The sequence below is a fragment of the Paenibacillus naphthalenovorans genome, assembly GCF_001465255.1.
GTDB classification, from domain to species: domain Bacteria; phylum Bacillota; class Bacilli; order Paenibacillales; family NBRC-103111; genus Paenibacillus_G; species Paenibacillus_G naphthalenovorans.
The window spans coordinates 1,243,354-1,270,070 of sequence record NZ_CP013652.1; the positions used below are offsets into that span (position 1 = coordinate 1,243,354).

Sequence of the window (26,717 nt, forward strand, 5' to 3'; positions counted from 1 at the left end):
GGCATGATGGCAAGACGGGTTTCTATCTTGCGGGACGAGGAAGGGATGGCCAATGTCCTTGTTACCTTATTCATTATACCGGTCATGCTGTTCTTATGCTTTGCGGTTGTCCCTTTTTTTGTTTATGTGATGAAAGCAAACCATTTGAATACAATCGCCAATCATGGATTAAAAGAAGCCGAAGCGGTAGGGTATGTAAGCCCGCTTATAGAAGCGAACATGAACGCCAGATTAGCGGCGCTGGGGATGGGCCCGGTGGTGGTGGACAGTACCGCTTACCCGACTTATGAAGGAAGCACCAGAACGAAGGTATATCGGGATGCGGCGGACCCTACGATTACTTTGGTGCTAAAATATCCGGCTCCCGGTTTATCCAGAATGCTGGGTGCATTGGGAGGTGGAAGCGGAGGTACGGCGGCGCATGACGGATTTTACTATTTGGTTTTATACGGCAAAAGCGAAGCTTATGAATAAGTCTGCAGTATCATTTTGCTATTGCGGGAAATCCTATTCTTGAGTTTCTATGTTATTTATGCTATGATACATATCGTTGTGGCATTTTTGCTTGAATACGGTGGTCCTCTGCTCGTGACAACGAAAGAATCATACATCTGAAGAGGCGGCAAGAACACCTGTGTGGAAGGAGGGAGTCATCTATGAATTTGATCCAAGAGATTACGAAGGAACAGCTTCGCACCGACATTCCGAATTTTCGTCCTGGCGACACGCTGAAAGTGTACGTTAAGGTTATCGAGGGTTCGCGCGAACGGATTCAGCTGTTCGAAGGCGTGGTTATTAAGCGCCGCGGAGGCGGTGTCAGCGAAACCTTCACAGTAAGAAAAATTTCTTACGGTGTCGGCGTTGAGAGAACGTTCCCGATTAACACTCCAAAGATCGATAAGATTGAAGTGGCTCGCCGTGGTAAAGTCCGTCGCGCGAAGCTCTACTATCTTCGCGGTCTGCGCGGTAAAGCAGCTAGAATTCAGGAAATTCGATAAGAAACAGGAGGGGCTTGCGAACCAAGCTCCTTTTCGTTTTCTCTCACATTGGCGAAAGGACAGGAGAGCATATGGAGCAGGATCAGACAGTAGAAAAAGCGAATCCGATCAAAAACGAAGTTTGGGAATGGATCAAAGCGCTGCTGATTGCAGCCGCTCTCGTGTTTTTTATACGCTGGCTCATTTTCGCCCCGTTCATTGTGGAAGGGCCTTCGATGGAACCGAACTTTCATACTGGGGAGCGCCTCATCGTCAATAAGTTAACTTACAGGTTCGGTAACCCGGAACGCGGGGAAGTCCTTGTATTCCATGCAACCAAAGACAAGGATTACATAAAGCGCGTCATTGCATTGCCGGGCGAGAAAGTTCGGGTGGAAGGCGATCAGGTATATGTTAACGGACAATTGCTGGATGAGCCGTACCTGAAGCAGGCTTTGGATGAAGCGGCGAAACAAGGGATACCCTATAACACAAGAAATTATCCGGAGCAAACCGTACCGGAAGGAAGTATATTCGTCATGGGGGACAACCGGTCCAACAGCTCGGATAGCCGGGACAGTACTGTAGGCTTTGTTAAATACGAACAGATTGTCGGACGCGCCGATTTGATTTTCTGGCCGTTCGATAAAATAAGTCTGGTTCATTTCTAGAGCGTAACATAGATGAAAGGTGTAAAGTTGAGGTGACCTGCCAATGACAATCCAATGGTTTCCGGGTCACATGACGCGGGCGCGGCGGCAAATTCAGGATAAGCTGAAGCTGATCGATCTGGCGATCGAGCTGCTGGATGCGCGTATTCCTTTGTCCAGCCGCAACCCGATGATCGATGAGATTTTGCTGCAAAAGCCCCGTTTGGTGCTGCTGAATAAAAGCGATCTGGCCGATCCGGATGTGACGAAGCGGTGGATCGATTATTTTGCGGAGCGGGGACTTCGGGCGCTTCCGATCGATTCTGTTCAGGGCAACCCGGTGAAAGAGATCATGCAGCGAAGCAAAGAGCTTTTGGCAAGCAAAATTGAAGCGCAGCAGCGTAAAGGAATCAACCCGCGTGCGATTCGCGCTTTAATCGTAGGCATTCCCAACGTCGGAAAATCGACATTGATCAACCGTATGGCAGGCCGTAAAATAGCGGCTACTGGTGACAAGCCGGGGATAACGAAAGGCCAGCAGTGGATTAAAGTGGGAACGGAGATGGAACTGCTGGATACGCCGGGCATTTTGTGGCCCAAGTTTGAAGATCAGACGGTCGGCTTACGGTTAGCAGCCACCGGAGCGATTAGAGAGGAAATTTTGCATCCGGAAGAGATAGCGTTTTTTGCCGTGCGTTATTTGGCCGGGCACTATGGGGAAGCCTTGAAGGACCGGTTTGGTTTGGACGAACTGCCGGAGAATCCCGAAGATTCGGATGCGATCGTCGATTTGATGGAAGCGATCGGCCGCAAACGCGGTGCATTAATGAGCGGCGGAAGGGTAGACCTGGAGAAAGCGTCGCTTACCCTATTGCGCGAGCTTCGTGCCGGTAAGCTGGGAAGAATCAGTATGGAAACGCCGGATGAAATGACGGCAAATGCGGAATAAGGAAGAAGCGGAACCGCCGTCCGGGGTTATCCGCTTCTTTTTCATCATGATCATTGCTTCTCATGCGAAAAGGCCGGCTGTTCATGAAAATGCGTACTTTTATGGTATGATGGCTGCAGAAAAATATGAGTTTGGAAGAGAGGTGTAAGAAGGTGGGAAGAGAGGTCCGGTTTGGTGATGCAGAGTTTGTTCTAAAGCTTACGGGGCTCACCTGTATCTTTGCATTAAAACGGCAAGTCGTTATCCCCTATCCAAAGATCAAAAGGGTTGTTGTGGATTACTTTGATGCCCCTATGTGGATGCTCCGGATGCCCGGAACTTCGATCGCGCCGCTTCATATTTATGAGGGGAGCTTTAAATACGCCAACGAATGGTATTTTCTTTCTTATGAAAAAAGGGAGCCTCTTGTCATACTCGAATTGGAGGGACACGAAAAATATACCTATGTCATCTTCCAAATCGATCATCCCTCAGAGGTTGCCTCGGCACTGCGCAAAAGGATCAGAGATTGATGCTGTGCGCATGTAGATTTTTTCTCCCATGTGCATTCTCCACAAAATGCGATTTGCCGGACAAATCCTTTTTTCTTCACTCTCGTTATGTCCTGGCAGGAGTCCTGCCCAGAAAAAAATACTGCCCCCCCCCCTCCCCGGAAACCGTTTATTAATTGTTCCGCCATTCCGGCAGTGATGCCGGGAATCAATCTAATCGTTCCCCACCGTCCTGAAAAGGGGTTACGCTTTGAGCGGCCCTTTTTACATAGTCTAATATTTGAGTTCAAAGAAACAGGTGGCGAGGTCAATATATTCGAGTTGGGATAAGCCCGATGTCGGGTTATTTCAAGGAAGGTGATGCAAATGTCAGGTAAGAGAGCGTTATCAAGTTCACAGCGCTTGGCAATTGAGCACATCACACAGTACGCCAGAGCCCGAAAATGCGATGCTCAAAAGTCAATTAAGGAAGTTCTTCAGATGTCAAATATCCCTTGGAATACATTTGAGGAGGCCGCCGCCAAACTGCTGGCGAACGCGAGGGTTGCGCTGCATTTTCATCCCGACCGGCCAATGGCGGACATGAAAAGTGTAGCTCAGGCATTGCTTGAGCAGGGAATCTATAAGAGTCAGTTCGAAACTCAAATTTCCAATGGCAGCGTATCGGCCTATCCAGGCGGCGCACGGGATCTTTGGGAGAAAAAGATGTTTGGCGGCGCTTATCAGTCGGCTGGCATGACCAAGAGTCAGCGCCCGAAGTACGGGGCCTTAAATGTAATGCTGCATCCGGATGGACCGGCTCCACGGTTCGGGTCATGCTACTTCCTTCTCTCACCCAAGGTCTCCTGTCGCTGCACGTACACTTATTTGGATTCTCATCAGGATCCGAAGGAAAAGGGAACCTATGATGAGTTTGACGACATTTTGGCAGCGATGTTGAAAGATGCTTTTTTTCGGAATGATGCAATTGGCGAGAACGATCTGACACCGCGGAAATGGATCGATCATCTCTTGTATCATCTTGAATGCCCATTAAAGGATCCTTCAAATTGTGAGCCCAAACGAAACCTTAACCACTATATCGAGGCCCAGGTTCATGGTGATATTGTTTTAAAAGATGACGTAGAAGCGCTTGTTGCCGATCCTTCGTTCAAAGGCACATACATAGGAGAAATTTTAGAGCAAATAGGCTTGATGTATTCCATCGAACTTTATTGGCATATGGGATTTGTCATGCACGCGGAAGAAATACCCATGGATTTTAGGGGGCCGGCCATGCCTTCCCTGGCCAGGCGGATAGCACGGAATGATCATATCGACGCCAGTGTGATCGGGGCGGTCGTCAACGATTTGAAACGTAATCCGGCACAATGGAGTGACAGAGGGAACTATGAAGAGGTGCTTCAGGAATTAAAATACATGTGGCATATTTTAGTTCGATTTGGTAAACCGTTTGCGCGTGAATGAAGGACTTATTGTTTGAGATGGCGGAAATCCCGGAATTTTATTCCTTATATCTGCCAGCTTGTGTGGAGGCGACGTTGGGATACCACCCTGACATCCCCTTTTTCAGGGCCATTGGACATGCCTGGTTTGGGGATAGGCAAGATTCACCGGGTGAGGTATAATGTTACATCATGGCAGAATGTACAACAATTGCAGGTGAAACGGATGCTGGAATACGAACGTGAATTATGGGAGCAAGGGAAGCTTTATATTGCAGGGGTGGATGAAGTCGGGCGCGGCTGTTTATTCGGTGATGTGGTAGCTGCCGCGGTTATTTTGCCGCAAGGGCTTGTGCTTGAGGACGTGAACGATTCCAAGCAAATCAGCGAAAAAAAACGGGAGGCACTGTATGAGATCATCATGGAGAAGGCTCTCGCCGTTGGCGTCGGTATTGTCGATGTAGCCACGATCGAAAGAATTAATATTAAGCAGGCGGCACGGCTGGCCATGAAAGAAGCTGTGGAAAAGCTGAATTTGACTCCCGATATGCTGTTGGTGGATGCGGAAAAAGTCGATGTGCCCATAGAGCAGCTTGCGATCATTCACGGAGACGCACGGAGTCAATCGATCGCAGCGGCTTCGATTATCGCAAAAGTGACGCGGGATCGGATGTGCTTCCAATGGGATGTGGAATATCCGGAGTACGGGATCGCTATACATAAAGGTTATGCAACCAAAAAGCACCGGGAGGCCATTCAGGAGTACGGACCTTCACCGATGCATCGAAAGACGTTTCTTAAAAAGATCGTTTATGAGCAGCAGCTGTTGTTTTAGTGAAAGGACGGGAGTGTTTTTCCGATATAAACAATAACCGGAAAAAGAAGCCGGCGGGGAGCGTGCGGACGAACCCAAGCCGGCTTTGCGTTTGAAAGGGGCGGCATCGATGAATATTAGCGGTATGATCCGCGGCTTGATCGGAGAGACGCAATTGTCCGAGCCCAAGTCGCTTGAGCTCAAGGCAGGACAAGTCGTCAAGGGGAAGGTGGTACAGCTCCTGTCCGATAAGGAGGCTTTGGTTCAAATTAACGGTGTACAGGTCCGGGCGCAGCTGGAGGCGCCTTTAAAGCAGGGTGAGGTCACCATGCTTCAAGTTCAGCCTGAATCCTCGGGCGGACAAGTGATGCTAAAGCCCCTGCAATCGTCCACGGTACAGATTGCAGATGTGTCGTTAGGGGATGTATTAAAAGGAATAGGACTTCAAGATACCCCGGCGAACCGGCAGTTGGTCCAAATGCTGCACCAAGCGGGGGTACAGCTGACCAGGGATCATGTCTATGCATTCGTGCAGCTGCGGTCGGGCATGCCGGCGCAGACACCGCCGGAAGACTGGGTACCGGCGGCTGTGATCGCTTTTCAAAAGGGGCTGCCGCTGACGTCGGAGTCAGTGGCTTCCTTACGCCAGGCCGTGCAAGGCCCCCCTTTCCATAAAGCGTTGGAAAACATAAGCCTGCTGGCTCAGCAAGAGCTGGATGGCCGGACGGAGTATTCTCCACAGACCCGTGCGCTGCTGGAAGGCGTGCGCCAATTAGTTCAGCAGCTGCGCGAGACGGCCGGACAGCTGCTCGGCCGGGCCGCTGACGGAGGCGAAGCGGTGCAGGGCGCAAGCAGCAGCGGCGCAGCGGGCGCAGGGGCGCAGCAGGCGGCGGCAGCGCAGGGTGCAAGCGGCAGCGGCGCAGCGGGCGCAGGGGCGCAGCAGGCGGCAGTGCAGGGCGCAAGCAGCAGCGGCGCAGCGGGCGCAGGAGCGCAGCAGGCGGCGGCAGCGCAGGGCGCAAGCGGCAGCGGCGCAGCGGGCGCAGGGGCGCAGCAGGCGGCGGCAGTGCAGGGCGCAAGCAGCAGCGGCGCAGCGGGCGCAGAGGCGCAGCAGGCGGCGGCAGCGCAGGGCGCAAGCGGCAGCGGCGCAGCGGGCGCAGGGGCGCAGCAGGCGGTGGCAGCGCAGGGCGCAAGCGGCAGCGGCGCAGCGGGCGCAGGAGCGCAGCAGGCGGCAGCGCAGGGCGCAAGCGGCAGCGGCGCAGCGGGCGCAGGGGCGCAGCAGGCGGCGGCAGCGCAAGGCGCAAGCGACAGCGGCGCAGCGGGCGCAGGAGCGCAGCAGGCGGCAGCGCAGGGCGCAAGCGACAGCGGCGCAGCGGGCGCAGGAGCGCAGCAGGCGGCAGCAGCGCAGGGCGCAAGCAGCAGCGGCGCAGCGGGCGCAGGGGCGCAGCAGGCGGCAGCAGCGCAGGGCGCAAGCAGCAGCGGCGCAGCGGGCGCAGGGGCGCAGCAGGCGGCAGCGCAGGGCGCAAGCGGCAGCGGCGCAGCGGGCGCAGGAGCGCAGCAGGCGGTGGCAGAACAACCTCCAGCCGCGATGGCGCAGGCACAGACATTGTCGGAGCAACAGGAAGACGGGCCGCTGCTGGGGAGACTGATGAAGGCGCTCGGGATGAATCATGAGCATCAGGCGATAAAGCATCTTGAGCAGAATTTGCAGGAGCAGAGATTGCATGCAGGCTCATTGTCCGCGGGCTCGCCGGGGGAGGCGGCCGAAGCGGCCGATTCGTTGAAAAGCGTGCTGATGCAGCTTTCGCAAGCGATGGATGCGCCCCAAGACTTAAAGGATGCTGCTCGGCAGGCGGTTCAGCAAATTACGGGGCAGCAGCTGCTGCTGAGTCAAGATCGGGGCGCCATGTTTTCGCATGTGACGTTGTTTGTTCCGTTGATTCATGCCAACGGAGAGCAGACAGCGGCCATTCACATTCAGTCCCGGAAAGGGAGAAACGGCAGCCTGGACGAGAGCAACTGCCGGCTTGTTTTTGACTTACGGATGAAGGCTTTGGGGGATACCCTGGTCGATGTCCAGGTCGTTAACCGCATCGTCAGTTTACATGTCCATAATGATTTGCCGTTTACTCGGGAGCTTTTGGATGCTCATAAAGACGACATAGCCCAGGGTCTGCATTCGATCGGTTATCAGTTTATTTCCATGAAATGCAGTCCTTATCCCTCCAAGGCGACGGAAAATATCGAATTCTCCGAATCATCGGGCCCGGCGTCGGTGTTAAGGGAAGGCAGCCTGGAGTCCATCTATGCACAACGACGTTATAAAGGTGTGGATATCCGCGTATGACCCAGAAGACACAGGGAATCAAGAAGGCGGTAGCCTTAAAATATGCACCCGATATCTCGGCGGCTCCCAAGCTTATTGCTAAGGGGAAGGGCAGACTTGCCGAGTCCATCATGGAAAAGGCCAGGGAGAACGGTGTACCGATCCAAGAGGATCCATCTCTTGTTGAGGTATTGTCTAAACTGGATTTGGATCAGGAAATTCCGCCGGAGCTTTACAAGCTTGTAGCTGAGGTGCTGACCTTCATTTACCGTTCTGACCAGAAAGCCAAACAATGGAGGGGGGAAGGCGGTTGACGCAATCGCGGCTGAAACGCAAAGAGCTTGGAGCCGTCGGTGAAGCGGCGGCAGAACAGCGGCTGAAGGAGCAGGGGTTTCGGCTGCTTGCACGCAATTGGCGGTGCAGAACCGGGGAGATCGATATCATAGCCATGGACGGCGAAATCTTGGTATTTGTCGAAGTGCGCACCCGCAGTGGAAGAGGCGCATTCGGAACCCCCCTGGAATCGGTGAATGCCCGGAAGCAAAGGCAAATTATTGAGACGTCGCAGGTTTACATGCATCAGCAGCGGCAGCAGGTCCGGCAGGTCCGCTATGATGTTCTGGCCGTGCAGACGGACCCGACGGGAGTTGTACTGCATATCGAACAAATCCGCAACGCTTTTTAACCCAAGAGCGTGAGCGGATTTATTTTTTTGTCCAAAGCCCGGTATTGCAGCGCCTCGGCGGCATGCTCGGGTAAAACGTCGTCCTTCCCTTCCAAGTCGGCGATCGTACGGGCAATTTTTAAAATCCGGTCATGTGCCCGTACGCTTAACCCCAATACCTCAAAAGAACGCTCCAGCAGCTTTGTCGTCGCCTGGTCGATCCGGACATGCTCCCGCAGCATTTTTCCGCTTAGCTCGCTATTAAACAGGACTCCGGAGCCATGGTATCTGCGAAGCTGAATTTGATGCGCGTGTTCTACAATAGTGCGCATTTCGGTCGATGTCATCTGTTTTTGTTCGGGAGCGAGATGCTTATACTCGATACGAGGAACCTCGACATGAAGGTCGATACGATCGAGCAGCGGACCGGAGATTTTGGAGCGGTAATGTGCTACCTTCACAGGACTGCAAATACAGCCTTGCTGCTCGGTTCCGGCTCCCCAAAAACCGCATGGACACGGATTCATAGAAGCCGCAAGTAAAACATGCGCAGGGAACTTGTATACGGCCCGGGCACGACCGATGGTAACCCACCGGTCTTCCAACGGCTGGCGCAGCACTTCCAATGCAGCTCTGGAAAACTCGGGAAGCTCATCAAGAAAAAGTACGCCGCGATGCGCCAAGCTCACTTCCCCCGGCTTGGGAATGCCTCCGCCTCCGATTAATCCGGCGGCGGAAATCGTATGATGGGGCATGCGAAAAGGCCGTTCGCGGACTAGCTGTCTCCGGTCCGCAAATTTTCCGGAAGCGCTGTAAATTCGGGTCACATCGAGCGACTCCTGTTCATTCATCTCCGGCATGATCGAAGGGAGGCGCTTGGCCAACATGGTTTTGCCTGTGCCCGGCGGACCGATCAGGAGCACATTGTGCATTCCGGCGGCGCATATCATCAAAGCCCGTTTGGCATGCTGCTGCCCGTATACATCGGCATAATCCTCTTGAGCGGTTAAAGGCTTTGAATGCAATGCTTGAGATGAACGATCAATGGATTGAATTGCATTCGCCGTATGCACCGGATGGCTGTTCCCGTTGTCCCTTGGATCGGCGACGAGCTCGCTTAAATGCCGGATTCCTACGATCTCACAGCCTTCAAACCACCGGGCTTCTTCCGAATTGTCCTCCGGCAAAACGACACGAGTGATGCCGTGCTCTTTGGCCGACGCGATCATGGACAATACGCCGGGAATCGCCCTGACCGAACCATCCAGGGCAAGTTCGCCGATCAGCAGCGTCTTCATAATGCGCTCCTGCCGGAGTTGTCCGCTGGTGGAAAGAATTCCTGCGGCTATCGCCAAATCGAACGCGGACCCTTCTTTGCGTATATCCGCAGGCGCCAAATTGACCGTGATACGCTGCAGCGGAAAGGTGAATCCGCAGTTTTTAATGGCGGCGCGCACCCGTTCCATCGACTCTTTAATTGCGCTGTCGGGCAGCCCGACGATAGTCATTTGGGGCAAACCGTTGCTCAAATCAACCTCGACATCCACCAATTTGCCATCAATGCCGTGCAAGCATGCGCTGATTACTTTTCCATACATAAATAAAAACACCTTTCCCATCATTTTCATGGCCAAAGGTGCTTCCTTATCCGCTCATGTCTATAGGATTATTGTAGTTCATTTGCCGTTATTAGGCAACCCGGCATAATCTTTCCTTGATTCGGGGTTACACAGCGGATCCCTTGGCCATAATGATACCAGAGGTGATGAAAAATGGAACAAAAACCTTATTTTTGTCCAAATTGCCGTTCCAACCGTGTAAAATTCAGCGTGATTTCAAGCTACTCTCAACGATTTTTGAAGGATGCGATCACCGGTTCCGTACAGGAAGTAAGCGACCCGGAGCAGTTGGAGGAAAGCGAACCGACGATTCAATGCCAGGTATGCAGTTTTACAGGAAATGAGATGCGTTTCATCAAACAAGCGGAGCGTGAGCCCAGAACGGCTACACAGATAAACCCGAACTATTAACAAATTCAATTGAACGCGGCGCATGCTTCCCGTTACGGGAGGTAATGCGCTTTTGTTTTAAATAGGCAAAGCGTTCATAACAGATCCTTGACCTTGGCCGCTAAAGATGTGAGTATTTTGTTGAATCATGTCATAAGGCGAACGTCGGAAATAACTGATACTATCGTGTCTTATAAAAAAGATAAATCGCGTCATTAACAAAAATAATAAGGAAACTGGTCGAAAAAAGTGATACAATAATAAAGGTTTGTCAATCCGGACATGCTAGGGTTTGGCAGACGGATGTTTGTAGCGGTTGGCTTTTACCGGAAAAGGCAAAGGCTAATACCATATAGGAAGTCATTCATGATAGGAGGATTTTGCTAAATGAATATCCATGAGTATCAAGGCAAAGAAGTGCTGAAGCAGTATGGGGTTGCCGTACCGGAAGGGAAAGTTGCTTTTACGGTGGACGAGGCCGTTGAAGCGGCAAAATCGTTGGGTACGTCCGTAGTAGTGGTGAAGGCGCAAATTCATGCCGGCGGCCGCGGTAAGGCAGGCGGGGTTAAGGTAGCCAAAAACCTCGATGAAGTCCGTACATATGCTAGTGAAATTTTAGGTAAAGTTCTCGTTACGCATCAAACAGGACCTGAAGGTAAAGAAGTTAAGCGTTTGTTGATCGAGCAGGGCTGCGACATTAAGAAAGAATATTATGTCGGCGTTGTGGTTGACCGCGGTACAGGCCGTGTCGTCATGATGGCTTCCGAAGAAGGCGGCACCGAGATTGAAGAAGTAGCTGCCCGCACTCCTGAGAAAATTTTCAAGGAAGTAATCGACCCGGCTATCGGTTTGCAAGCGTTTCAAGCGCGCAAGCTGGCTTATGCCATCAATATTCCGAACGAGCTTGTCAATAAAGCCGTGAAGTTTATGATCGCGCTCTATAACGCATTTGTAGATAAGGATTGCTCCATTGCCGAGATCAATCCGCTCGTTGTTACGGGCGACGGTAATGTAATGGCGCTCGACGCGAAGCTGAACTTTGATTCCAACGCGCTGTACCGCCACAAAGATATTGTGGAGCTTCGCGATTTGGAAGAAGAAGACGAGAAGGAAATCGAAGCCTCCAAGTACGATTTGAGCTACATCGCGCTTGACGGCAACATCGGCTGCATGGTTAACGGCGCAGGTCTGGCTATGGCTACCATGGATATCATCAAATATTACGGTGGAGAACCGGCCAACTTCCTCGATGTAGGGGGCGGTGCAACGACGGAGAAAGTAACGGAAGCCTTCAAAATCATTCTTTCCGACCCAAGTGTAAAAGGAATCTTCGTTAACATTTTCGGCGGAATCATGAAATGCGACGTCATTGCCAACGGTGTCGTCGAAGCCGCCAAGCAAGTAAGTCTTGACAAGCCGCTTGTTGTGCGTCTGGAAGGTACGAACGTAGACCTCGGCAAAAAGATTTTGAATGAATCCGGACTGAACATCGTAGCTGCCGACTCGATGGCGGACGGCGCCCAGAAGATCGTTGCTCTCGTGAAATAATTGCGGGTTTCCATTTGACTTTTTTCTTCAATAATATTAAGGGATGTGAACATAGATCATGAGTATTTTGGTCGATAAAAATACAAAAGTCATTACACAAGGGATTACCGGTTCCGTAGGGATGTTCCATACAAAGGGCGGACTTGATTACGGCACACAAATGGTAGGCGGCGTCACTCCAGGCAAAGGCGGCACAAACGTCGACATCGCGCTGGAAAACGGTACAACCGTCTCGATTCCTGTATTCAACACGGTAGCTGAGGCAAAAGCGGCAACAGGTGCAACCGCGTCCGTTATTTACGTTCCGCCGGCTTTCGCGGCAGATGCGATCATGGAAGCCGTTGATGCTGAGCTGGACCTGGTCATCTGCATTACAGAAGGCATTCCTGTTCTCGACATGGTTAAGGTAAAGCGTTATATGGAAGGCAAGAAGTCCCGTTTGATCGGACCAAACTGCCCTGGCGTCATTACTCCGGGCGAATGCAAAATCGGTATTATGCCCGGCTATATCCACACTCCTGGTCATGTCGGCGTCGTTTCCCGAAGCGGAACACTGACTTACGAAGCCGTTCATCAACTGTCTACACGCGGCATCGGTCAATCGTCGGCCGTTGGTATCGGCGGAGACCCCGTGAAGGGCTCGGAGTTTATCGATATCCTCAAGCTGTTCAATGAAGATCCGGACACCTATGCGGTGATCATGATCGGTGAAATCGGCGGCTCCGCAGAAGAAGAAGCGGCCGAGTGGATTGCAGCCAACATGAAAAAACCGGTGGTCGGCTTCATCGGCGGACAAACGGCGCCTCCTGGAAAACGTATGGGCCATGCCGGCGCGATCATCTCCGGCGGTAAAGGCACGGCAGCAGAGAAAGTCGCAACGCTGGAACGCTGCGGCATTAAAGTAGCTCCGACCCCTTCCGAGATGGGTTCCACCCTGGTCAGTGTTTTGGAAGAAAAAGGCCTGCTTGAGAAATGCATCACTAAAAAGTAAGCCATTCATAAAGTCGTATTGAGATAGGCAAGAAGCCTTTCATATCCGTGTATTCAGCGGATTTGAGAGGCTTTTTTGCATCTGAGCGAAGGAGTGTATATACTATATGAACAACCGCCTCGTGCTGTTTGCGCTGCATCAAATGCAGGGTATAGGCTGGAAAACCGTCGCTGGCCTTGTGCGGCAGTTTCCTGAACTGAGTGATATCATGATGCTGAAATATGTGGATTGGCTGGAGCTGGGTCTTACTCCGGTCCGCTCCGAACAGGTGATAAAAGGGATGCGGGAGCTTGAATCCGGACAAATGGACAGGAAGCTCAAGCTTTACGAAGACCGGCAGATTGGATGGACTTGTCTGTGGGATGCAGATTATCCCGGGCTGCTGAGGGAAACGGCTGCACCGCCATGGATCCTGTATTACCGCGGCCGTCTTGAATTGGCTCATCGACCGTGTATTGCCATGGTCGGAACGCGTAATCCTACAGCTTATGGTAAAGTCACGGCACAGCGGCTATCCGCATCGCTCTCGTCGGCGGGTTTGTGTGTGGTCAGCGGATTAGCCCGTGGAATAGACAGTGCGGCCCATGAAGGAGCCCTGAGGGAGGCGGGCGGCACGATCGGGGTGCTAGGATGCGGCATGGAACAGGTGTATCCGCCTGAAAACAAGCTGCTTTATCGAAGAATATCAGAGGACGGCCTGCTTCTGTCGGAATATCCGCTTGGCACCAAGCCCCGCCCGGGACTGTTTCCGCAGCGCAATCGGATCATCGCAGGATTAAGTCTTGGCGTGGTCGTCGTCGAAGCGGCGCTGAACAGCGGTTCGCTGATCACAGCGGACTTGGCGTTGGAAGCCTCTCGCGACGTGTTCGCTGTTCCAGGGCCGATTACTTCTCCCAAAAGTCAGGGGACCCTCCATTGGCTGAAGCTTGGAGCCAAGCTGGTTACCGGTCCTGAAGATATATTGGAGGAGTACAGAGTCCGGATATCCTTTGACCAAAAAACAAACATTAAACCTATGGTGGATACGGGATCGGTTTTGCCTGCGGATGAGCAGCGGATTTACGATTTGCTCAGCTTAAAACCGATGAATATTGAAGAATTATTGGCGCAAAGTCAATATAAATTTGGACATTTGCATTCAGTTCTGATAAATTTACTAATGATGCAGCGAATCGTCGAGCTTCCAGGTTCAGTCTACACAGTACCTTGATGATCATACATATTTCATTTGTCGAAGGGGGAAGGACACCTATGGCCGATTCGTTAGTCATTGTGGAGTCACCCGCAAAAGCCAAAACGATCAGCAAATATTTAGGAAGTAAATATATTGTTAAGGCCTCCATGGGTCATATTCGCGATCTGCCTAAAAGTCAGATCGGGGTTGAAGTCAAAAAAAACTTTGAGCCGAAGTATATTACGATCCGGGGCAAGGGATCTGTTCTCAAAGAGTTGAAGGATGCCAGAAAAAAAGTCAAAAAAGTATATCTGGCAGCGGACCCTGACCGTGAAGGGGAAGCCATCGCCTGGCATTTGGCGCATTATTTGGAACTGTCCGACCAGGAGGATTGCCGTGTCGTTTTTAACGAGATCACGAAACAAGCGGTAAAGGATGCTTTCAAGACGCCGCGCAAAATCAATAAGGATTTGGTTAACGCCCAGCAGGCGCGGCGCATTCTGGACCGGCTTGTCGGCTACAAAATCAGTCCGCTCTTATGGAAAAAGGTAAAGAAAGGACTGTCCGCCGGTCGGGTACAGTCGGTTGCCGTGAAGCTGATCTACGACCGTGAAAATGAGATTAAAGCGTTCGTTCCGGAGGAATATTGGTCGATAACCGCCAAGCTCGCTGCCGGAAAAGCGGAGTTTGAGGCGAAATTTTTCAGCAGCGGCGAGAAAAAGGAATTGAAGACCGAGGCCGAAGTCAACGAAATCCTCGCCGCATTAAACAAATCCGAGTTTGTTGTAAGCGAGGTCAGGGAGAAGGAGCGCCAGCGCAATCCTTCCCCTCCGTTCATTACCAGTTCGCTACAGCAGGAAGCCGCCCGGAAATTGAACTTCCGCGCCGCGAAGACGATGTCCGTAGCTCAGCAATTATATGAAGGAATCGATTTGGGCAGCGAAGGAACGGTCGGTTTGATCACCTATATGCGTACGGATTCTACCCGGATTTCACCAGTGGCGCAGGAAGAAGCCAGGGAATACATCCTGCAAAAATATGGGGAAGCCTACTATCCTGAAACGCCGCGCAGTTACTTGAAAAAGAATGCCAACGCGCAGGATGCCCATGAAGCGATCCGACCAAGCTCCGTCCTGCGTGAACCGGATCAGATTAAGGAGTATCTAAGCCGTGATCAACTCCGGCTGTATAAGCTGATATGGGAACGGTTTGTGGCGAGCCAAATGGCTTCCGCCGTGATGGACACGATGACGGTCGATCTGACTGCAGGTCCGGTCGTATTCCGCGCCGTTGGCTCTAAAATCAAATTTCCAGGCTTTATGAAGGTATATGTCGAGGGAAGTGACGATGCCGCAGCGGATAGCGGGGACGAAGAAAAATTGCTGCCGCCGCTTAAACAAGGAGATCATGTGATTAAAAAGCAGATCGACCCGAAGCAGCATTTTACACAGCCTCCTCCCCGTTATACCGAGGCGCGTTTGGTCAAGGCACTGGAGGAAATGGGCATCGGCAGACCCAGTACGTATGCGCCGACACTGGAGACGATTCAAAAGCGCGGCTACGTTGCCATCGAGGACAAAAAATTCGTGCCTACGGAGCTCGGTGAGCTCGTGATTCAGCAAATGATTGAATTTTTCCCTGAAATTTTGGACGTGGAATTTACGGCTCAAATGGAGGAGGATCTCGATCATATCGAGGAAGGCAAGGAAGATTGGGTTCAGGTGCTCAGCGAATTTTACGAGTCGTTTGAGAAGCGGTTGGAAGTAGCGGAGGAAGAGATGGAGAAGGTGGAAATCCAGGACGAGGTTTCTGATGATATTTGCGAGAAATGCGGTAATCATTTTGTTTACAAAATGGGACGCTTTGGCAAATTTCTGGCTTGCTCCGGTTTTCCTGATTGCCGCAACACCAAGCCGATCGTTAAAAATACCGGCGTGACTTGTCCCGGTTGTCATAAAGGTCAGATTATTGAACGCAGGAGCAAAAAAGGCCGGATATTTTATGGCTGCGACCGTTATCCCGATTGTGAATTTGTTTCCTGGGATAAGCCGGTGGACCGCCCTTGTCCAAAGTGCGGAAGCATGCTGGTGGAGAAGCGTAACAAATCAGGCACCTTTATTCAATGCGTCGCCTGTGACTATAGAGAAGAAGCGAAGGAAGAGCAGGATCGCGATTAATCCTGCTCTTATATCGGCTTTGTGCAGAAAGCCACGAGGAGGAACACAGCAGTGACTGAAGTACCGAAAGTGACCGTGATCGGCGCCGGGCTTGCAGGCAGCGAGGCCGCATGGCAAATTGCAAGCCACGGCGTTCCGGTCGTGTTATACGAAATGCGTCCGGTAAAAAAAACACCGGCTCACATCTCCGATCAATTCGCTGAACTGGTTTGCAGCAATTCGCTGCGCGCGAACGGCCTGACGAATGCCGTCGGGGTATTAAAGGAAGAAATGCGGATATTGAACTCCCTGATTCTGCGTGCTGCCGACAAGCATGCTGTGCCTGCGGGAGGAGCGTTAGCGGTTGACCGGGAAGGCTTTTCCGGAGAAGTGACCGCAATACTGCGCAACCATCCGCTGATCGAAGTCCGTAACGAAGAGCTGGAATCGCTGCCGGAAGGCATCGTGGTCGTCGCGACCGGTCCGCTGACGTCGCCTGCTTTGTCGAAGCATTTGCAGGAGCTTACGGGAGAAGAGTATCTGTATTTTTACGATGCGGCCGCGCCGATTGTGGAAAAAGATTCCATCGATATGAGCAAGGTGTATCTTGCTTCCCGTTACGATAAGGGCGAGGCGGCCTACTTAAACTGTCCGATGACCGAAGAAGAATTTAACCGTTTCTACGAAGCTCTGATCACGGCAGAGAGTGCACCGGTCAAGGAATTTGAAAAGGAAATTTATTTCGAAGGCTGCATGCCGATCGAGGTGATGGCAAAGCGGGGGCGGCAAACCGTGCTGTTCGGACCGATGAAGCCCGTTGGACTGGTGAATCCGCACACGGGTGAGCTGCCCTTTGCCGTCGTCCAGCTGAGGCAGGATAACGCGGCCGGGACGCTTTACAACCTGGTAGGCTTCCAAACCCATTTGAAATGGGGCGAGCAAAAGCGGGTGTTCTCGCTCATCCCGGGTTTGGAAAATGCGGAATTTGTGCGGTATGGAGTCATGCATAGAAATACGTTTATTAATTCTCCAAGCCTGCTTCATCCGACATACCAATTCAAAAGGCGCGATAATTTATTTTTTGCCGGTCAAATGACGGGCGTGGAAGGGTATGTAGAATCCGCGGCGTCCGGTCTGATCGCAGGGTTGAATGCGGCCAGGTACGCAAAAGGGCTGGAGTGCCTTGTGCCACCGCCGGATACGGCTCTGGGAAGTATGGCACAGTACATTACGACCGCCGACTTTAAGCATTTTCAACCGATGAATGCCAATTTCGGCTTATTTCCTCCGCTAGAGGAGAAAATCAAAAACAAGAAGCTCAAAAATGAGAAAATCGCCTTAAGAGCAATTGAGAAAATTCAGAATTTTTCACAAAACATATACAATTCGACTTGTAAATAAAACATGTACTATGGTACGATATACCCGTCTATATTGCTCTGTCTAAGTGTATACACCGGAATTACCATCAAACTAAGCTTGAAACAGCTTAGTTTTCGTCATGATTGGAGGAGAATTGGCGATTATGGAGCAAACGTTTCACGCTACGACGATCTTTGCTATCAGACATCAGGGCAAGGGAGCCATTGCCGGTGACGGTCAAGTGACGTTCGGTAATAGTATGGTGATGAAGAATCATGCCAAAAAGGTTCGAAGGCTTTATCGCGGAGGAGTCATCGCCGGCTTTGCAGGTTCTGTCGCCGATGCGATCACACTGTTTGAAAAGTTTGAGGCGAAGCTGGAGGAGCATCATGGGAATCTTCAGCGTTCCGCCGTGGAACTGGCCAAGGATTGGCGCTCGGATCGGGTGCTCCGCCGTTTGGAAGCCATGATGGTCGTGATGGACCGCACCGGCTTGCTGCTCATTTCCGGCAATGGAGAAATCATTGAGCCCGACGATGGTATTCTGGCAATCGGATCCGGCGGCAGCTTTGCTCTTGCAGCGGGGAGGGCACTTCACCGCTATGCGCCGCAGATGAGCGCTAAGGAGATTGCTCATGCGTCACTAACGATGGCCGCAGAAATTTGCGTATTTACGAACCATAACATCATTGTAGAAGAGATCGAATGATTCCAAGGAGGTTATGACACTTGAAATCGAACGCTTTGACCCCCAAAGAAATCGTAGCCGAACTGGATAAGTATATCGTCGGGCAAAAGCAGGCGAAAAAATCAGTTGCCGTCGCTCTTCGCAACCGGTATCGCAGAAGTCTGCTCGACGAGTCGATTCGTGATGAAATTGTGCCGAAAAACATCCTCATGATTGGACCTACCGGTGTAGGGAAGACGGAAATTGCCCGCAGGCTGGCTAAGCTCGTTGGGGCGCCTTTTATTAAAGTGGAAGCGACGAAATTCACCGAAGTAGGATACGTGGGCCGGGATGTGGAATCGATGGTCCGGGATTTGGTGGAAACATCGATTCGAATGGTAAAAGCGGAAAAAGCGGATAAGCTCAAGGATCGTGCCGAGCAAATGGTCGTCGACCGGCTGGCTTCCATTTTGGTGCCCAGTCCTTCCAAGCAGCGCAGTCAACGGAATCCGCTGGAGATGATCTTCGGTCAGCAGAATGCCGCGCAGCCGGAACAGGAGCAGGAAACCGACGCTTCCGTTCTTTCACGCAGACAGCAGGTCAAGGAGCAGCTGCTTAGAGGCGAGCTTGAAAATCAGGTGATTGAAATTGAAGTGGAGGACAATACCCCCTCCATGTTTGACATGCTGGCGGGGCAGGGTAATGAACAGGCCGGCATGAATATGCAAGAGCTGTTCGGAAGCCTGATGCCCAAACGAACCAAGAAGCGGAAGCTGCCTGTGAAAGAAGCGCGCAAGGTGCTGCTGCAGGAAGAAGCGCATAAGCTGCTCGATATGGATGAAGTCATACAGGAAGCGGTAAAACGCGCAGAGCAGGCCGGCATCATATTTATTGACGAAATTGACAAGATTTGCAGTTCCAGCAGAGGGAGCGGACCCGATGTATCCCGGGAAGGGGTGCAGCGCGACATTCTTCCGATCGTGGAAGGTTCCACGGTGATGACAAAATACGGTTCTGTCAAAACGGATTATATTTTGTTTGTAGCGGCAGGCGCGTTTCACATTGCCAAACCTTCGGATTTGATTCCCGAGCTGCAGGGGCGCTTTCCGATTAGGGTTGAGCTTAACAGCTTGACGCAGCAAGATTTTGTGTTGATTCTGAAGGAGCCTCAGAATGCGCTGACAAAACAATACACAGCTCTGCTTGAAACCGAAGGGATTCAAGTGGAGTTTTCCGATGAGGCCATTCATGAGATCGCCCGAATCGCTGCAGACGTGAATCAAAGCACGGATAATATCGGGGCTCGCCGGCTGCATACGATTTTGGAGAAGCTGTTGGAGGATTTGTCCTTTGAAGCGCCAGAAATAACCCTTGAGAGAATCGTCATCTCTCCCGAGTATGTGAGGGAAAAACTGTCTGGTATCGTACAAAACAGAGACCTCAGCCAATATATTTTGTAATCGCTCAAGTTGGAGGCAAGATCATGACATTGTTAATGAAGACCAGAAGGCTAAACAAGCTGCTGCAGAAGGAGGCTGGGAATCCGGTAAGCTTCATGGATATGGCCGCGGTGCTCAGTGACCTGCTGAATGCCGATATTTATGTGGTTAGCCGGAAGGGTAAGGTGCTTGGCAGCGCGTACTTATCTTCAGCCCAGGATATCCTGGTAAACAGCTCTGTCCTGCAGGAAAACAGGTTTCCGCCGGAGTACAACCAACTGCTTTTGAAAGTGGACGAAACCTCTTCCAATCTGGCCGCCGGCAGTCCTTTCGACGTATTTGGCGACCATTCCGCGGACGCGTCATTCTATATTACGATTGTTCCGATCATTGGCGGAGGAGATCGACTGGGAACGCTTATTCTAACCAAGAGAGACGGCGAGTTTATCGACGACGACCTCATTTTGGCGGAGTACGGGTCCACTGTGGTTGCCATGGAAATTTTGAGAGAAAAAGCGGAACAAATTGAGATCGAGGCGCGTTCAAAGGCGGTAGTTCAAGTGGCGGTCGGCTCTTTGTCATTTAGCGAGATGGAGGCGGTTGAGCACATTTTTGAGCAGCTGGAGGGGATGGAAGGTCTTCTCGTTGCCAGTAAAATTGCAGATCGTGTCGGAATTACCCGTTCGGTCATTGTGAACGCGCTCCGCAAACTGGAAAGCGCGGGAGTGATTGAAACTCGTTCGCTCGGCATGAAGGGTACCTACATCCGGGTGTTGAACGATCAACTGCTAAGCACGATTCAAAGTGCAGAATCCTGACACATTTATGTCTTTTTTGTAAATATTTAAGAAATGGTGGCCCTATATGAAAATATAGGGCTTTTTTCTCATTGTAATCATTTCCAAAATTCTTCAATATAAATATAGTCCTACACAAGTGCAAATTATCCCAGCACTGCTATATTTTTTTGAAGAAAATGTCGAACAAAGGAGGATTTGTTCTAGCCTTGTTGAATAATTAGAAAATCAGATCATTGCGGGAAAGTGGGAAATTGTCCATGAATATCTTGAGTAAACCCTCGTTCCGACTGCTGGAACAATCTCTCAATGCAGCTACACTTCGACAGAAAGTGATAGCGGATAATGTCGCAAATGTTGACACGCCCTATTTTAAACGATCGGAAGTCCGGTTTGAGGAGTTTCTACAGCAGGAGTTGAATGGCGGCGAATTGCAGGGCTATCGAACGGATCCTAGGCATTTTTACATAGGTCGTTCTTCAGATCCTCGGCCGCAGATTGTTCGTGATAACCAATCGATGATCAATAACAATTTGAACAATGTGGATATTGATTATGAAATGGCGCTTATGGCCAAAAATCAGCTTCGGTACAATACGATGGTGCAGCAGGTGAGCAGCGAGATTAATAAGGTCAGGACGGTTATAGGGAGGATGTAACGGATGAAGCTGACCAACGGATTTGATATTAGCGCTTCCGCTCTGACGGCGCAGCGTTTTCGCATGGATGTCATTTCGTCCAATATTGCCAACAGCGATTCGACAAGAGCAAGGATGGTCAACGGCAAATGGGTTCCTTACCAACGCAAGCTCGTTACGATAGAACCGAAGCAGTCTAACTTTGCGGAGTCGCTTCAGAATGCTATGGCCGGTCAAGCAGGCGGAGCAGGAGAAGGAGTACGCGTTACCAGAATCATTGAAGATACTTCTCCCTTTAAGCAGGTCTACAATCCGACACATCCGGATGCCGACGAGAACGGTTTTGTCATGCTGCCGAATGTTGACGTGCTTAAAGAAATGGTCGATATGATTTCCGCCACCCGTTCATACGAAGCGAATGTAACGGCTCTGAACGCTACTAAAGCCATGGTCGGAAAAGCGTTGGAAATCGGAAGATAAATACATAAAAGGGGCTAGTTAAAATGATTGACTTCGTTAATGTACAGCCGCAGAAAATCACGGAAAGCATTCAGCCCAAGAACATAAGCGCTGCAGAAGTATCTGATCAGTTTGGAAAGTTTTTAAATGAGGCGATGGCTAATTTAAACGACCAACAAGCTGCGGTCGACAAACTGAACGAAGGGTTCGTTAAAGGGGAAATTTCCGACGTCCACCAATTGATGATCGCTTCACAGAAAGCTTCCTTGGGATTGGAATTGACAGTACAAGTGAGGAACAAGGTCATTGAAGCTTATCAAGAGATCATGAGAATGCAGGTCTGATCTGATCTTGATCTTGATAAATTCTGGTGACGGTCAATCGGATGGGGTGAAACAGTGAACGAGAACCTACTCCAATATTGGAATAGAGCGAAGCAATATTGGACTCAGTTTAGCAAAACGCAGAAATTAACATTAATCGCAACTGTGATTATTGTCATACTTACGATTGGAATCATCAGTTATAATTTATCCAAAACGGAATATGCTCTTGCTTATACGAATTTGCAGCCGAGCGATGCGGCAGCGATCAAAGCGTATTTGGACGAGGCCAAGATTCCTTACCAGCTTAGTGAAGACGGGAAGAGCATCGGAGTCCCGAGAAGCCAGGTGGCCGATGTTAAATTAGGCGTTGAGTCCCAGGGGCTGAACAAGAATGGCAACATCGGCTATGGCTCCTTCAACCAAAGCAGCACGTTTGGGACGACGGACCGGGAATTTGACGTCAAGTACCTGAATGCAGTTCAAGGCGAACTTCAGCAGTTGATCAATTCCAACACGGCCATTAATAGTTCAAAAGTACTAATTAATTTGCCGAAGGAAAGCGTCTTTCTGCCTGCCGGCGGAGAACCGGAGAAAGCATCCGCCTCGGTTGTGCTGGATATCAAGCCGGGGTACTCGCTGGATCAGGCCAAGATCGATACGATGTACAATCTGGTTTCCCACAGCATCAAAGATTTGCCTATTGAAAATATTACTATTTCCGATCAGAACGGTAATTTGCTTGAATATTCCAAAGGCCAGAATCAAATCAACAATGCATCGAACATGGCCATGCAGCAGTTTGAAATTAATAACAAATTCCGAAATGACGTACAGCGGAATGTTCAACAAATGCTCGGAGGAATCCTCGGCAGAGATAAAGTGATCGTCAGTGTCTTCTCGACGATGAATTTTGATCAGACCAGACGTAAGGAACAATTGGTAACCGCCCCGAACACGGTAGATCAAACCGGTCTGGACATCTCCATTCAGGAGATTCAGAAAAATTATACAAGCGACGGTGCTCAGCAGGGCGGGGTGCCGGGAACGGGAGCAACGGACGTGCCGGGTTATCCGGGCACCGCCAATAACGGAAGAACCAATTCTGAGGAGCTTCAAAGAACGGTCAACCGCGAGGTCAATCGAATTACGAACGAAATTGTACTCACGCCTTATGTTGTCAAGGATTTAACCATCAATGTGGGCATTGAACCTCCAGACCCGCTGGATATCAATTCATTGACTCCGCAGACGATTGAAGCTGTCCGACAAATCCTGGTGAACATAGTCCGGGCCGCATTGGCGGATAGCGGAACCGCGTTTACGGAAGAAGAATTGGCCAGGAAAGTCACCGTGTTCCCCCAAACGTTCGCTAGAACGAACGATAATCAGGGGGTAAACGCGAATTCGATGCTGCTTTACGGTGCTCTTGGCGGCTTGGCCCTTGCATTGCTCGGGGGCGGCGCTTACTGGTGGATACGCAGACGCAGAGCCCAGCAAGAGGTTGACGAAGAGATTGTGGACGAAACACCAAAAGTGGAGTTTCCGACGATTGATATCGATAATGTAAACAATGAAAATCAGGTGCGTAAACAGTTAGAGCAGTTAGCCAAGAGGAAGCCGGAAGAGTTTGTTAATCTGCTTCGTACTTGGTTAGTAGAAGAATAGAGGTGTACATGGCTTGGCTAAAGTGCAGCAAGCGACTTTGACGGGCCGACAAAAGGCCGCTATTTTATTAATCAGTTTGGGACCGGAAGTGTCCGCTCAAATTTTCAAGCATCTTCGTGACGAAGAAATCGAGCAGCTCACTTTGGAAATAGCCAATGTCAGGAAAGTGGATAATGTCGAGAAGGATGCCATATTGGCTGAGTTTCACCAAATTTGTCTGGCGCAGGAATTCATTTCTCAGGGCGGTATCGCATATGCCAAGGAAATTTTGGAGAAGGCCTTAGGGTCACAGAAGGCACTCGATATCATCAACCGATTGACGGCGACGCTTCAGGTCAGACCATTCGACTTTGCGCGTAAAGCGGATCCGGCTCAGATATTGAATTTTATCCAGAATGAAAATTCCCAGACCATCGCCCTCGTGCTCTCCTATTTGCAGCCGGAGCAGGCTTCCATTATTTTATCGTCGCTGCCGCAGGAAAAGCAGGCCGATGTGGCGAAGCGGATTGCGCTTATGGACAGCACCTCGCCGGAAGTCATCAGTCAAGTCGAGCGTGTGCTGGAACAGAAGCTTTCCGCTACGGTGACCCAGGACTATACGAATGCGGGCGGGATCTCGGCGGTAGTCCAAATCTTAAACGGTGTTGACCGGGGGACCGAACGTACCATTCTGGATTCACTTGAAATTCAGGATCCCGAATTGGCGGAGGAAATCAAGAAACGGATGTTCGTCTTTGAAGATATTGTCAATATCGACAACCGTTCGATTCAGCGCATTATACGCGATATCGAGAATGCCGATTTGCAATTGGCGCTGAAAGTTGCCAGTGAAGAGGTGCGTGAAGCGATCTTCAAGAACATGTCCAAACGGATGGCTGAAACATTCCGGGAAGAAATGGAATATATGGGTCCCGTTCGGCTGCGTGATGTGGAAGAAGCCCAAACACGCATTGTAGCCACGATAAGACGTTTGGAAGAAGCCGGTGAAATTATCATCGCTCGCGGCGGAGGGGATGATATTATTGTCTAATGTCATCAAACTATTTCAGTATGTAGCTGTCGAAGACACGAAAATTGTCGAGCCTCCGGCTGCTTCTGTTCTTAAACAAGAACATCCGGAAGAGACAGAAGATCATCTGCCGGAACATCATCAGGAATTAAACGATCTGCTGCAGATGAAAGAACAGATTCTGCATGATGCCGAGTCGTTTGCTGAAGAACAGGTGCGGGCAGCCATGGAAGAGGCGGCGGCCATCAGACAGCAAGCGCAAGCCGAGATCGAAGCGTGGTGGCATGAACGCAGGCTCAAGGACCAGGAAGCCTTGAACGAAGCGAGAGACCGGGGCCATGCTCAAGGCTATCAAGAAGGAATGGCACAGGTCGAGATGGAGCTTCGTGAGCAATATGAAGCAACGCTTCAGGAAGCATCGCAGATTCTGGAGCAGGCCTATCTGTTGAAGCAGCAAATTATTCAGGAAGCCGAACCGTTCCTGATCGAGCTTAGCTGCTCCATTGCAGAGAAAGTGATCGGGCGCCAGTTGACGCTTGAACCCGAATGGATCATCGATTCCATCCGAAAAGTGCTTTCCCGGCGGAGGGAGAAGGGAATCATTACGCTGTGCGTATCCCCTGCCCAGTTCTCATACATACAAGATGCGCGTGAAGAGCTTTTGCTAGCTATCGATTCGCAGGCGGAACTGCAAATTATACCGGACGCTTCCGTATTGGATCAGGGATGCGTAGTCCGGTCAACCTTTGGGAGCATTGACGCGAGAATCGATACCCAACTGAAAGAAATTAAAACTGCGCTCCAGCAGTTGGCTGTGCGAAACGAGGGATCTTAAGCTTATGCAGGCGCCAAGCGCTCAAAAGTATATCGAACACCTAAATCAAATGGACACGATCCGGGTGAACGGAAAAGTGACGCAGGTGATCGGGCTGACGGTAGAATCGGAAGGACCCGATGCAAGCATAGGCGATGTTTGCTATATTTATCCATTGAAGTCGAACACGCCGCTAAAAGCCGAAGTCGTAGGCTTCAAGAACAATAAAGTCATTCTGATGCCGCTCGGCGAGCTGCAGTCCATAGGCCCTGGCTGTGATGTAGTCGGCACAGGCAAGCCGCTCACTGTACAGGTAGGACATGAACTGCTTGGCAAGGTGCTCGACGGCTTGGGCCAACCGCTCGACGGGACCTATTTACCGTCCCGGATGACGCATTACTCTACCAATAACATGCCTAGCAACCCGTTAATTCGTCCGCGTGTCTTGGAACCGATCAGCGTCGGCGTACGATGCATTGATGGTCTGCTGACGATCGGTAAAGGACAGCGTGTAGGGATTTTTGCCGGGTCAGGCGTTGGTAAAAGTACGCTGATGGGCATGATTGCGCGCAATACGTCTGCGGATGTGAACGTGATTGCACTCATTGGCGAACGGGGCAGGGAAGTGCTTGATTTTATTGAACGTGACCTCGGTCCGGAAGGATTGGCCCGTTCCGTGGTCATTGTCGCAACGTCCGATCAACCTGCTCTCATTCGGATTAAAGGCGCATTGATTGCTACGAGCATTGCCGAATATTTCCGGGATCGCGGCTTGAATGTCATGCTGATGATGGACTCGGTAACCCGCTTCGCCATGGCTCAACGGGAAGTGGGACTGGCCGTAGGCGAACCTCCTGCCACGAGGGGATACACGCCGTCCGTTTTCGCGGCATTGCCGAAACTGCTCGAAAGGTCCGGAACGGGACCTAAAGGTTCCATCACTGCATTTTATACCGTGCTTGTCGACGGGGATGATATGAATGAACCGATTGCCGATGCGGTCCGCGGAATTTTGGACGGGCATATCGTTCTCGACCGGAGCATTGCCAACCGTGGCCATTACCCGGCCATTGATGTATTGTCCAGCGTTAGCCGCGTCATGAAAGAAATTGTTCCGGCAGAACAACTGCTTGCAGCGGAGAAATTAAAGATGCTGCTGTCTACATATAAAGATTCGGAGGATCTCATCAATATTGGGGCGTATCAAAAAGGCTCCAATCCGGAAATTGATCTGGCAATTGATTCCATCCAGTCGATTTGGGATTATACCAAGCAGCGGGTAAACGAGAAGCTGACTTTTGCTGACGCTCAAGAGCGATTAATTCGAGAATTTTACAGGGGATGAGATGA

General features: G+C 50.9%; 27 protein-coding genes. 26 read left to right on the top strand and 1 reads right to left on the bottom strand.

Annotated elements, in window-relative coordinates; genetic code table 11:
- Positions 1-3: 3 nt before the first annotated feature.
- The 10 genes from IJ22_RS05985 (at position 4) to IJ22_RS06030 (ending at position 8,334) form a co-directional block, all read left to right on the top strand.
- Positions 4-474 (top strand): hypothetical protein, encoded by a 471-nt coding sequence (locus IJ22_RS05985; protein ID WP_171005858.1) that lies wholly within the window; start codon positions 4-6, stop codon positions 472-474.
- A 182-nt stretch (positions 475-656) separates the two neighbouring features.
- Positions 657-998: a 50S ribosomal protein L19 gene (rplS, locus tag IJ22_RS05990; protein WP_054818963.1), complete on the top strand. Its 342-nt coding sequence runs from the start codon at positions 657-659 to the stop codon at positions 996-998.
- Between the two features lie 71 nt (positions 999-1,069).
- Positions 1,070-1,648, top strand: a complete 579-nt coding sequence (gene lepB / locus IJ22_RS05995) for a signal peptidase I (RefSeq protein WP_062407920.1) — start codon at positions 1,070-1,072, stop codon at positions 1,646-1,648.
- A 43-nt stretch (positions 1,649-1,691) separates the two neighbouring features.
- Positions 1,692-2,576: a ribosome biogenesis GTPase YlqF gene (ylqF, locus tag IJ22_RS06000; protein WP_062407922.1), complete on the top strand. Its 885-nt coding sequence runs from the start codon at positions 1,692-1,694 to the stop codon at positions 2,574-2,576.
- A 152-nt stretch (positions 2,577-2,728) separates the two neighbouring features.
- On the top strand, positions 2,729-3,088 hold the full coding sequence (locus tag IJ22_RS06005) for a hypothetical protein (protein ID WP_062407924.1): 360 nt from the start codon (positions 2,729-2,731) through the stop codon (positions 3,086-3,088).
- Positions 3,089-3,433: 345 nt separating this feature from the next.
- Positions 3,434-4,534, top strand: coding sequence for a DUF3626 domain-containing protein (locus IJ22_RS06010; RefSeq protein ID WP_235594265.1), 1,101 nt, complete (start codon positions 3,434-3,436; stop codon positions 4,532-4,534).
- A 117-nt stretch (positions 4,535-4,651) separates the two neighbouring features.
- Entirely contained in the window at positions 4,652-5,347 is a 696-nt protein-coding gene (locus IJ22_RS06015; protein ID WP_082660982.1) for a ribonuclease HII, read from the top strand.
- Between the two features lie 109 nt (positions 5,348-5,456).
- Positions 5,457-7,670, top strand: coding sequence for a hypothetical protein (locus tag IJ22_RS06020; protein ID WP_062407930.1), 2,214 nt, complete (start codon positions 5,457-5,459; stop codon positions 7,668-7,670).
- Positions 7,667-7,963, top strand: coding sequence for an EscU/YscU/HrcU family type III secretion system export apparatus switch protein (locus tag IJ22_RS06025; protein WP_054820183.1), 297 nt, complete (start codon positions 7,667-7,669; stop codon positions 7,961-7,963). The genes IJ22_RS06020 and IJ22_RS06025 overlap by 4 nt, the downstream gene beginning before the upstream one ends.
- On the top strand, positions 7,960-8,334 hold the full coding sequence (locus tag IJ22_RS06030) for a YraN family protein (RefSeq protein ID WP_235594267.1): 375 nt from the start codon (positions 7,960-7,962) through the stop codon (positions 8,332-8,334). The genes IJ22_RS06025 and IJ22_RS06030 overlap by 4 nt, the downstream gene beginning before the upstream one ends.
- On the opposite strand, the gene IJ22_RS06035 is transcribed toward IJ22_RS06030, so the two are convergent.
- The gene (locus IJ22_RS06035) at positions 8,331-9,911 is read right to left on the bottom strand and encodes a YifB family Mg chelatase-like AAA ATPase (protein ID WP_062410876.1); all 1,581 of its coding nucleotides are present in this window, start codon (positions 9,909-9,911) and stop codon (positions 8,331-8,333) included. The genes IJ22_RS06030 and IJ22_RS06035 overlap by 4 nt on opposite strands.
- Before the next feature lie 174 nt (positions 9,912-10,085).
- Here IJ22_RS06035 and IJ22_RS06040 point away from each other — a divergent pair, with 174 nt between their 5' ends.
- The 16 genes from IJ22_RS06040 (at position 10,086) to fliI (ending at position 26,712) form a co-directional block, all read left to right on the top strand.
- Positions 10,086-10,343 carry a hypothetical protein gene (locus IJ22_RS06040; protein ID WP_054820182.1) on the top strand — a complete coding sequence of 86 codons (258 nt, stop codon included), beginning with the start codon at positions 10,086-10,088 and terminating at the stop codon, positions 10,341-10,343.
- A 366-nt stretch (positions 10,344-10,709) separates the two neighbouring features.
- Complete coding sequence (gene sucC / locus IJ22_RS06045; RefSeq protein WP_062407934.1) at positions 10,710-11,870, top strand: ADP-forming succinate--CoA ligase subunit beta; 1,161 nt, start codon at positions 10,710-10,712, stop codon at positions 11,868-11,870.
- 58 nt (positions 11,871-11,928) lie between these two features.
- Entirely contained in the window at positions 11,929-12,861 is a 933-nt protein-coding gene (sucD, locus tag IJ22_RS06050) for a succinate--CoA ligase subunit alpha (protein ID WP_062407936.1), read from the top strand.
- Positions 12,862-12,967: 106 nt separating this feature from the next.
- Complete coding sequence (gene dprA / locus IJ22_RS06055; protein ID WP_062407938.1) at positions 12,968-14,071, top strand: DNA-processing protein DprA; 1,104 nt, start codon at positions 12,968-12,970, stop codon at positions 14,069-14,071.
- Positions 14,072-14,112: 41 nt separating this feature from the next.
- Positions 14,113-16,212, top strand: coding sequence for a type I DNA topoisomerase (topA, locus tag IJ22_RS06060; RefSeq protein WP_062407940.1), 2,100 nt, complete (start codon positions 14,113-14,115; stop codon positions 16,210-16,212).
- A 51-nt stretch (positions 16,213-16,263) separates the two neighbouring features.
- Positions 16,264-17,592 (top strand): FADH(2)-oxidizing methylenetetrahydrofolate--tRNA-(uracil(54)-C(5))-methyltransferase TrmFO, encoded by a 1,329-nt coding sequence (trmFO, locus tag IJ22_RS06065; protein WP_062407942.1) that lies wholly within the window; start codon positions 16,264-16,266, stop codon positions 17,590-17,592.
- 124 nt (positions 17,593-17,716) lie between these two features.
- On the top strand, positions 17,717-18,262 hold the full coding sequence (hslV, locus tag IJ22_RS06070; protein ID WP_062407945.1) for an ATP-dependent protease subunit HslV: 546 nt from the start codon (positions 17,717-17,719) through the stop codon (positions 18,260-18,262).
- Between the two features lie 20 nt (positions 18,263-18,282).
- The gene (hslU, locus tag IJ22_RS06075) at positions 18,283-19,680 is read left to right on the top strand and encodes an ATP-dependent protease ATPase subunit HslU (RefSeq protein ID WP_054818878.1); all 1,398 of its coding nucleotides are present in this window, start codon (positions 18,283-18,285) and stop codon (positions 19,678-19,680) included.
- A gap of 23 nt (positions 19,681-19,703) precedes the next feature.
- Positions 19,704-20,477, top strand: a complete 774-nt coding sequence (gene codY, locus IJ22_RS06080) for a GTP-sensing pleiotropic transcriptional regulator CodY (RefSeq protein ID WP_062407947.1) — start codon at positions 19,704-19,706, stop codon at positions 20,475-20,477.
- Positions 20,478-20,716: 239 nt separating this feature from the next.
- Entirely contained in the window at positions 20,717-21,115 is a 399-nt protein-coding gene (gene flgB / locus IJ22_RS06085) for a flagellar basal body rod protein FlgB (RefSeq protein ID WP_062407949.1), read from the top strand.
- Between the two features lie 3 nt (positions 21,116-21,118).
- The gene (gene flgC, locus IJ22_RS06090) at positions 21,119-21,574 is read left to right on the top strand and encodes a flagellar basal body rod protein FlgC (protein ID WP_054818880.1); all 456 of its coding nucleotides are present in this window, start codon (positions 21,119-21,121) and stop codon (positions 21,572-21,574) included.
- 23 nt (positions 21,575-21,597) lie between these two features.
- The gene (gene fliE, locus IJ22_RS06095) at positions 21,598-21,897 is read left to right on the top strand and encodes a flagellar hook-basal body complex protein FliE (protein WP_062407951.1); all 300 of its coding nucleotides are present in this window, start codon (positions 21,598-21,600) and stop codon (positions 21,895-21,897) included.
- A gap of 54 nt (positions 21,898-21,951) precedes the next feature.
- The gene (gene fliF, locus IJ22_RS06100; RefSeq protein WP_054818881.1) at positions 21,952-23,544 is read left to right on the top strand and encodes a flagellar basal-body MS-ring/collar protein FliF; all 1,593 of its coding nucleotides are present in this window, start codon (positions 21,952-21,954) and stop codon (positions 23,542-23,544) included.
- Positions 23,545-23,557: 13 nt separating this feature from the next.
- Positions 23,558-24,574 (top strand): flagellar motor switch protein FliG, encoded by a 1,017-nt coding sequence (gene fliG / locus IJ22_RS06105; protein ID WP_062407953.1) that lies wholly within the window; start codon positions 23,558-23,560, stop codon positions 24,572-24,574.
- Positions 24,567-25,388: a FliH/SctL family protein gene (locus IJ22_RS06110; RefSeq protein WP_062407955.1), complete on the top strand. Its 822-nt coding sequence runs from the start codon at positions 24,567-24,569 to the stop codon at positions 25,386-25,388. The genes fliG and IJ22_RS06110 overlap by 8 nt, the downstream gene beginning before the upstream one ends.
- Before the next feature lie 4 nt (positions 25,389-25,392).
- On the top strand, positions 25,393-26,712 hold the full coding sequence (gene fliI, locus IJ22_RS06115; protein WP_062407957.1) for a flagellar protein export ATPase FliI: 1,320 nt from the start codon (positions 25,393-25,395) through the stop codon (positions 26,710-26,712).
- Positions 26,713-26,717 lie beyond the last annotated feature (5 nt).

Bases quoted from the DNA above. Each gene is read 5' to 3' on its own strand.
- codY (WP_062407947.1), top strand. From the start codon at position 19,704: ATGACATTGTTAATGAAGACCAGAAGGCTAAACAAGCTGCTGCAGAAG.
- flgB (WP_062407949.1), top strand. From the start codon at position 20,717: ATGAATATCTTGAGTAAACCCTCGTTCCGACTGCTGGAACAATCTCTC.
- sucC (WP_062407934.1), top strand. From the start codon at position 10,710: ATGAATATCCATGAGTATCAAGGCAAAGAAGTGCTGAAGCAGTATGGG.
- IJ22_RS05985 (WP_171005858.1), top strand. From the start codon at position 4: ATGATGGCAAGACGGGTTTCTATCTTGCGGGACGAGGAAGGGATGGCC.
- hslV (WP_062407945.1), top strand. From the start codon at position 17,717: ATGGAGCAAACGTTTCACGCTACGACGATCTTTGCTATCAGACATCAG.
- ylqF (WP_062407922.1), top strand. From the start codon at position 1,692: ATGACAATCCAATGGTTTCCGGGTCACATGACGCGGGCGCGGCGGCAA.
- flgC (WP_054818880.1), top strand. From the start codon at position 21,119: ATGAAGCTGACCAACGGATTTGATATTAGCGCTTCCGCTCTGACGGCG.
- fliE (WP_062407951.1), top strand. From the start codon at position 21,598: ATGATTGACTTCGTTAATGTACAGCCGCAGAAAATCACGGAAAGCATT.
- dprA (WP_062407938.1), top strand. From the start codon at position 12,968: ATGAACAACCGCCTCGTGCTGTTTGCGCTGCATCAAATGCAGGGTATA.
- topA (WP_062407940.1), top strand. From the start codon at position 14,113: ATGGCCGATTCGTTAGTCATTGTGGAGTCACCCGCAAAAGCCAAAACG.
- IJ22_RS06025 (WP_054820183.1), top strand. From the start codon at position 7,667: ATGACCCAGAAGACACAGGGAATCAAGAAGGCGGTAGCCTTAAAATAT.
- rplS (WP_054818963.1), top strand. From the start codon at position 657: ATGAATTTGATCCAAGAGATTACGAAGGAACAGCTTCGCACCGACATT.
- lepB (WP_062407920.1), top strand. From the start codon at position 1,070: ATGGAGCAGGATCAGACAGTAGAAAAAGCGAATCCGATCAAAAACGAA.
- fliI (WP_062407957.1), top strand. From the start codon at position 25,393: ATGCAGGCGCCAAGCGCTCAAAAGTATATCGAACACCTAAATCAAATG.
- IJ22_RS06015 (WP_082660982.1), top strand. From the start codon at position 4,652: ATGCCTGGTTTGGGGATAGGCAAGATTCACCGGGTGAGGTATAATGTT.
- IJ22_RS06035 (WP_062410876.1), bottom strand. From the start codon at position 9,911: ATGTATGGAAAAGTAATCAGCGCATGCTTGCACGGCATTGATGGCAAA.
- IJ22_RS06020 (WP_062407930.1), top strand. From the start codon at position 5,457: ATGAATATTAGCGGTATGATCCGCGGCTTGATCGGAGAGACGCAATTG.
- IJ22_RS06010 (WP_235594265.1), top strand. From the start codon at position 3,434: ATGTCAGGTAAGAGAGCGTTATCAAGTTCACAGCGCTTGGCAATTGAG.
- IJ22_RS06040 (WP_054820182.1), top strand. From the start codon at position 10,086: ATGGAACAAAAACCTTATTTTTGTCCAAATTGCCGTTCCAACCGTGTA.
- sucD (WP_062407936.1), top strand. From the start codon at position 11,929: ATGAGTATTTTGGTCGATAAAAATACAAAAGTCATTACACAAGGGATT.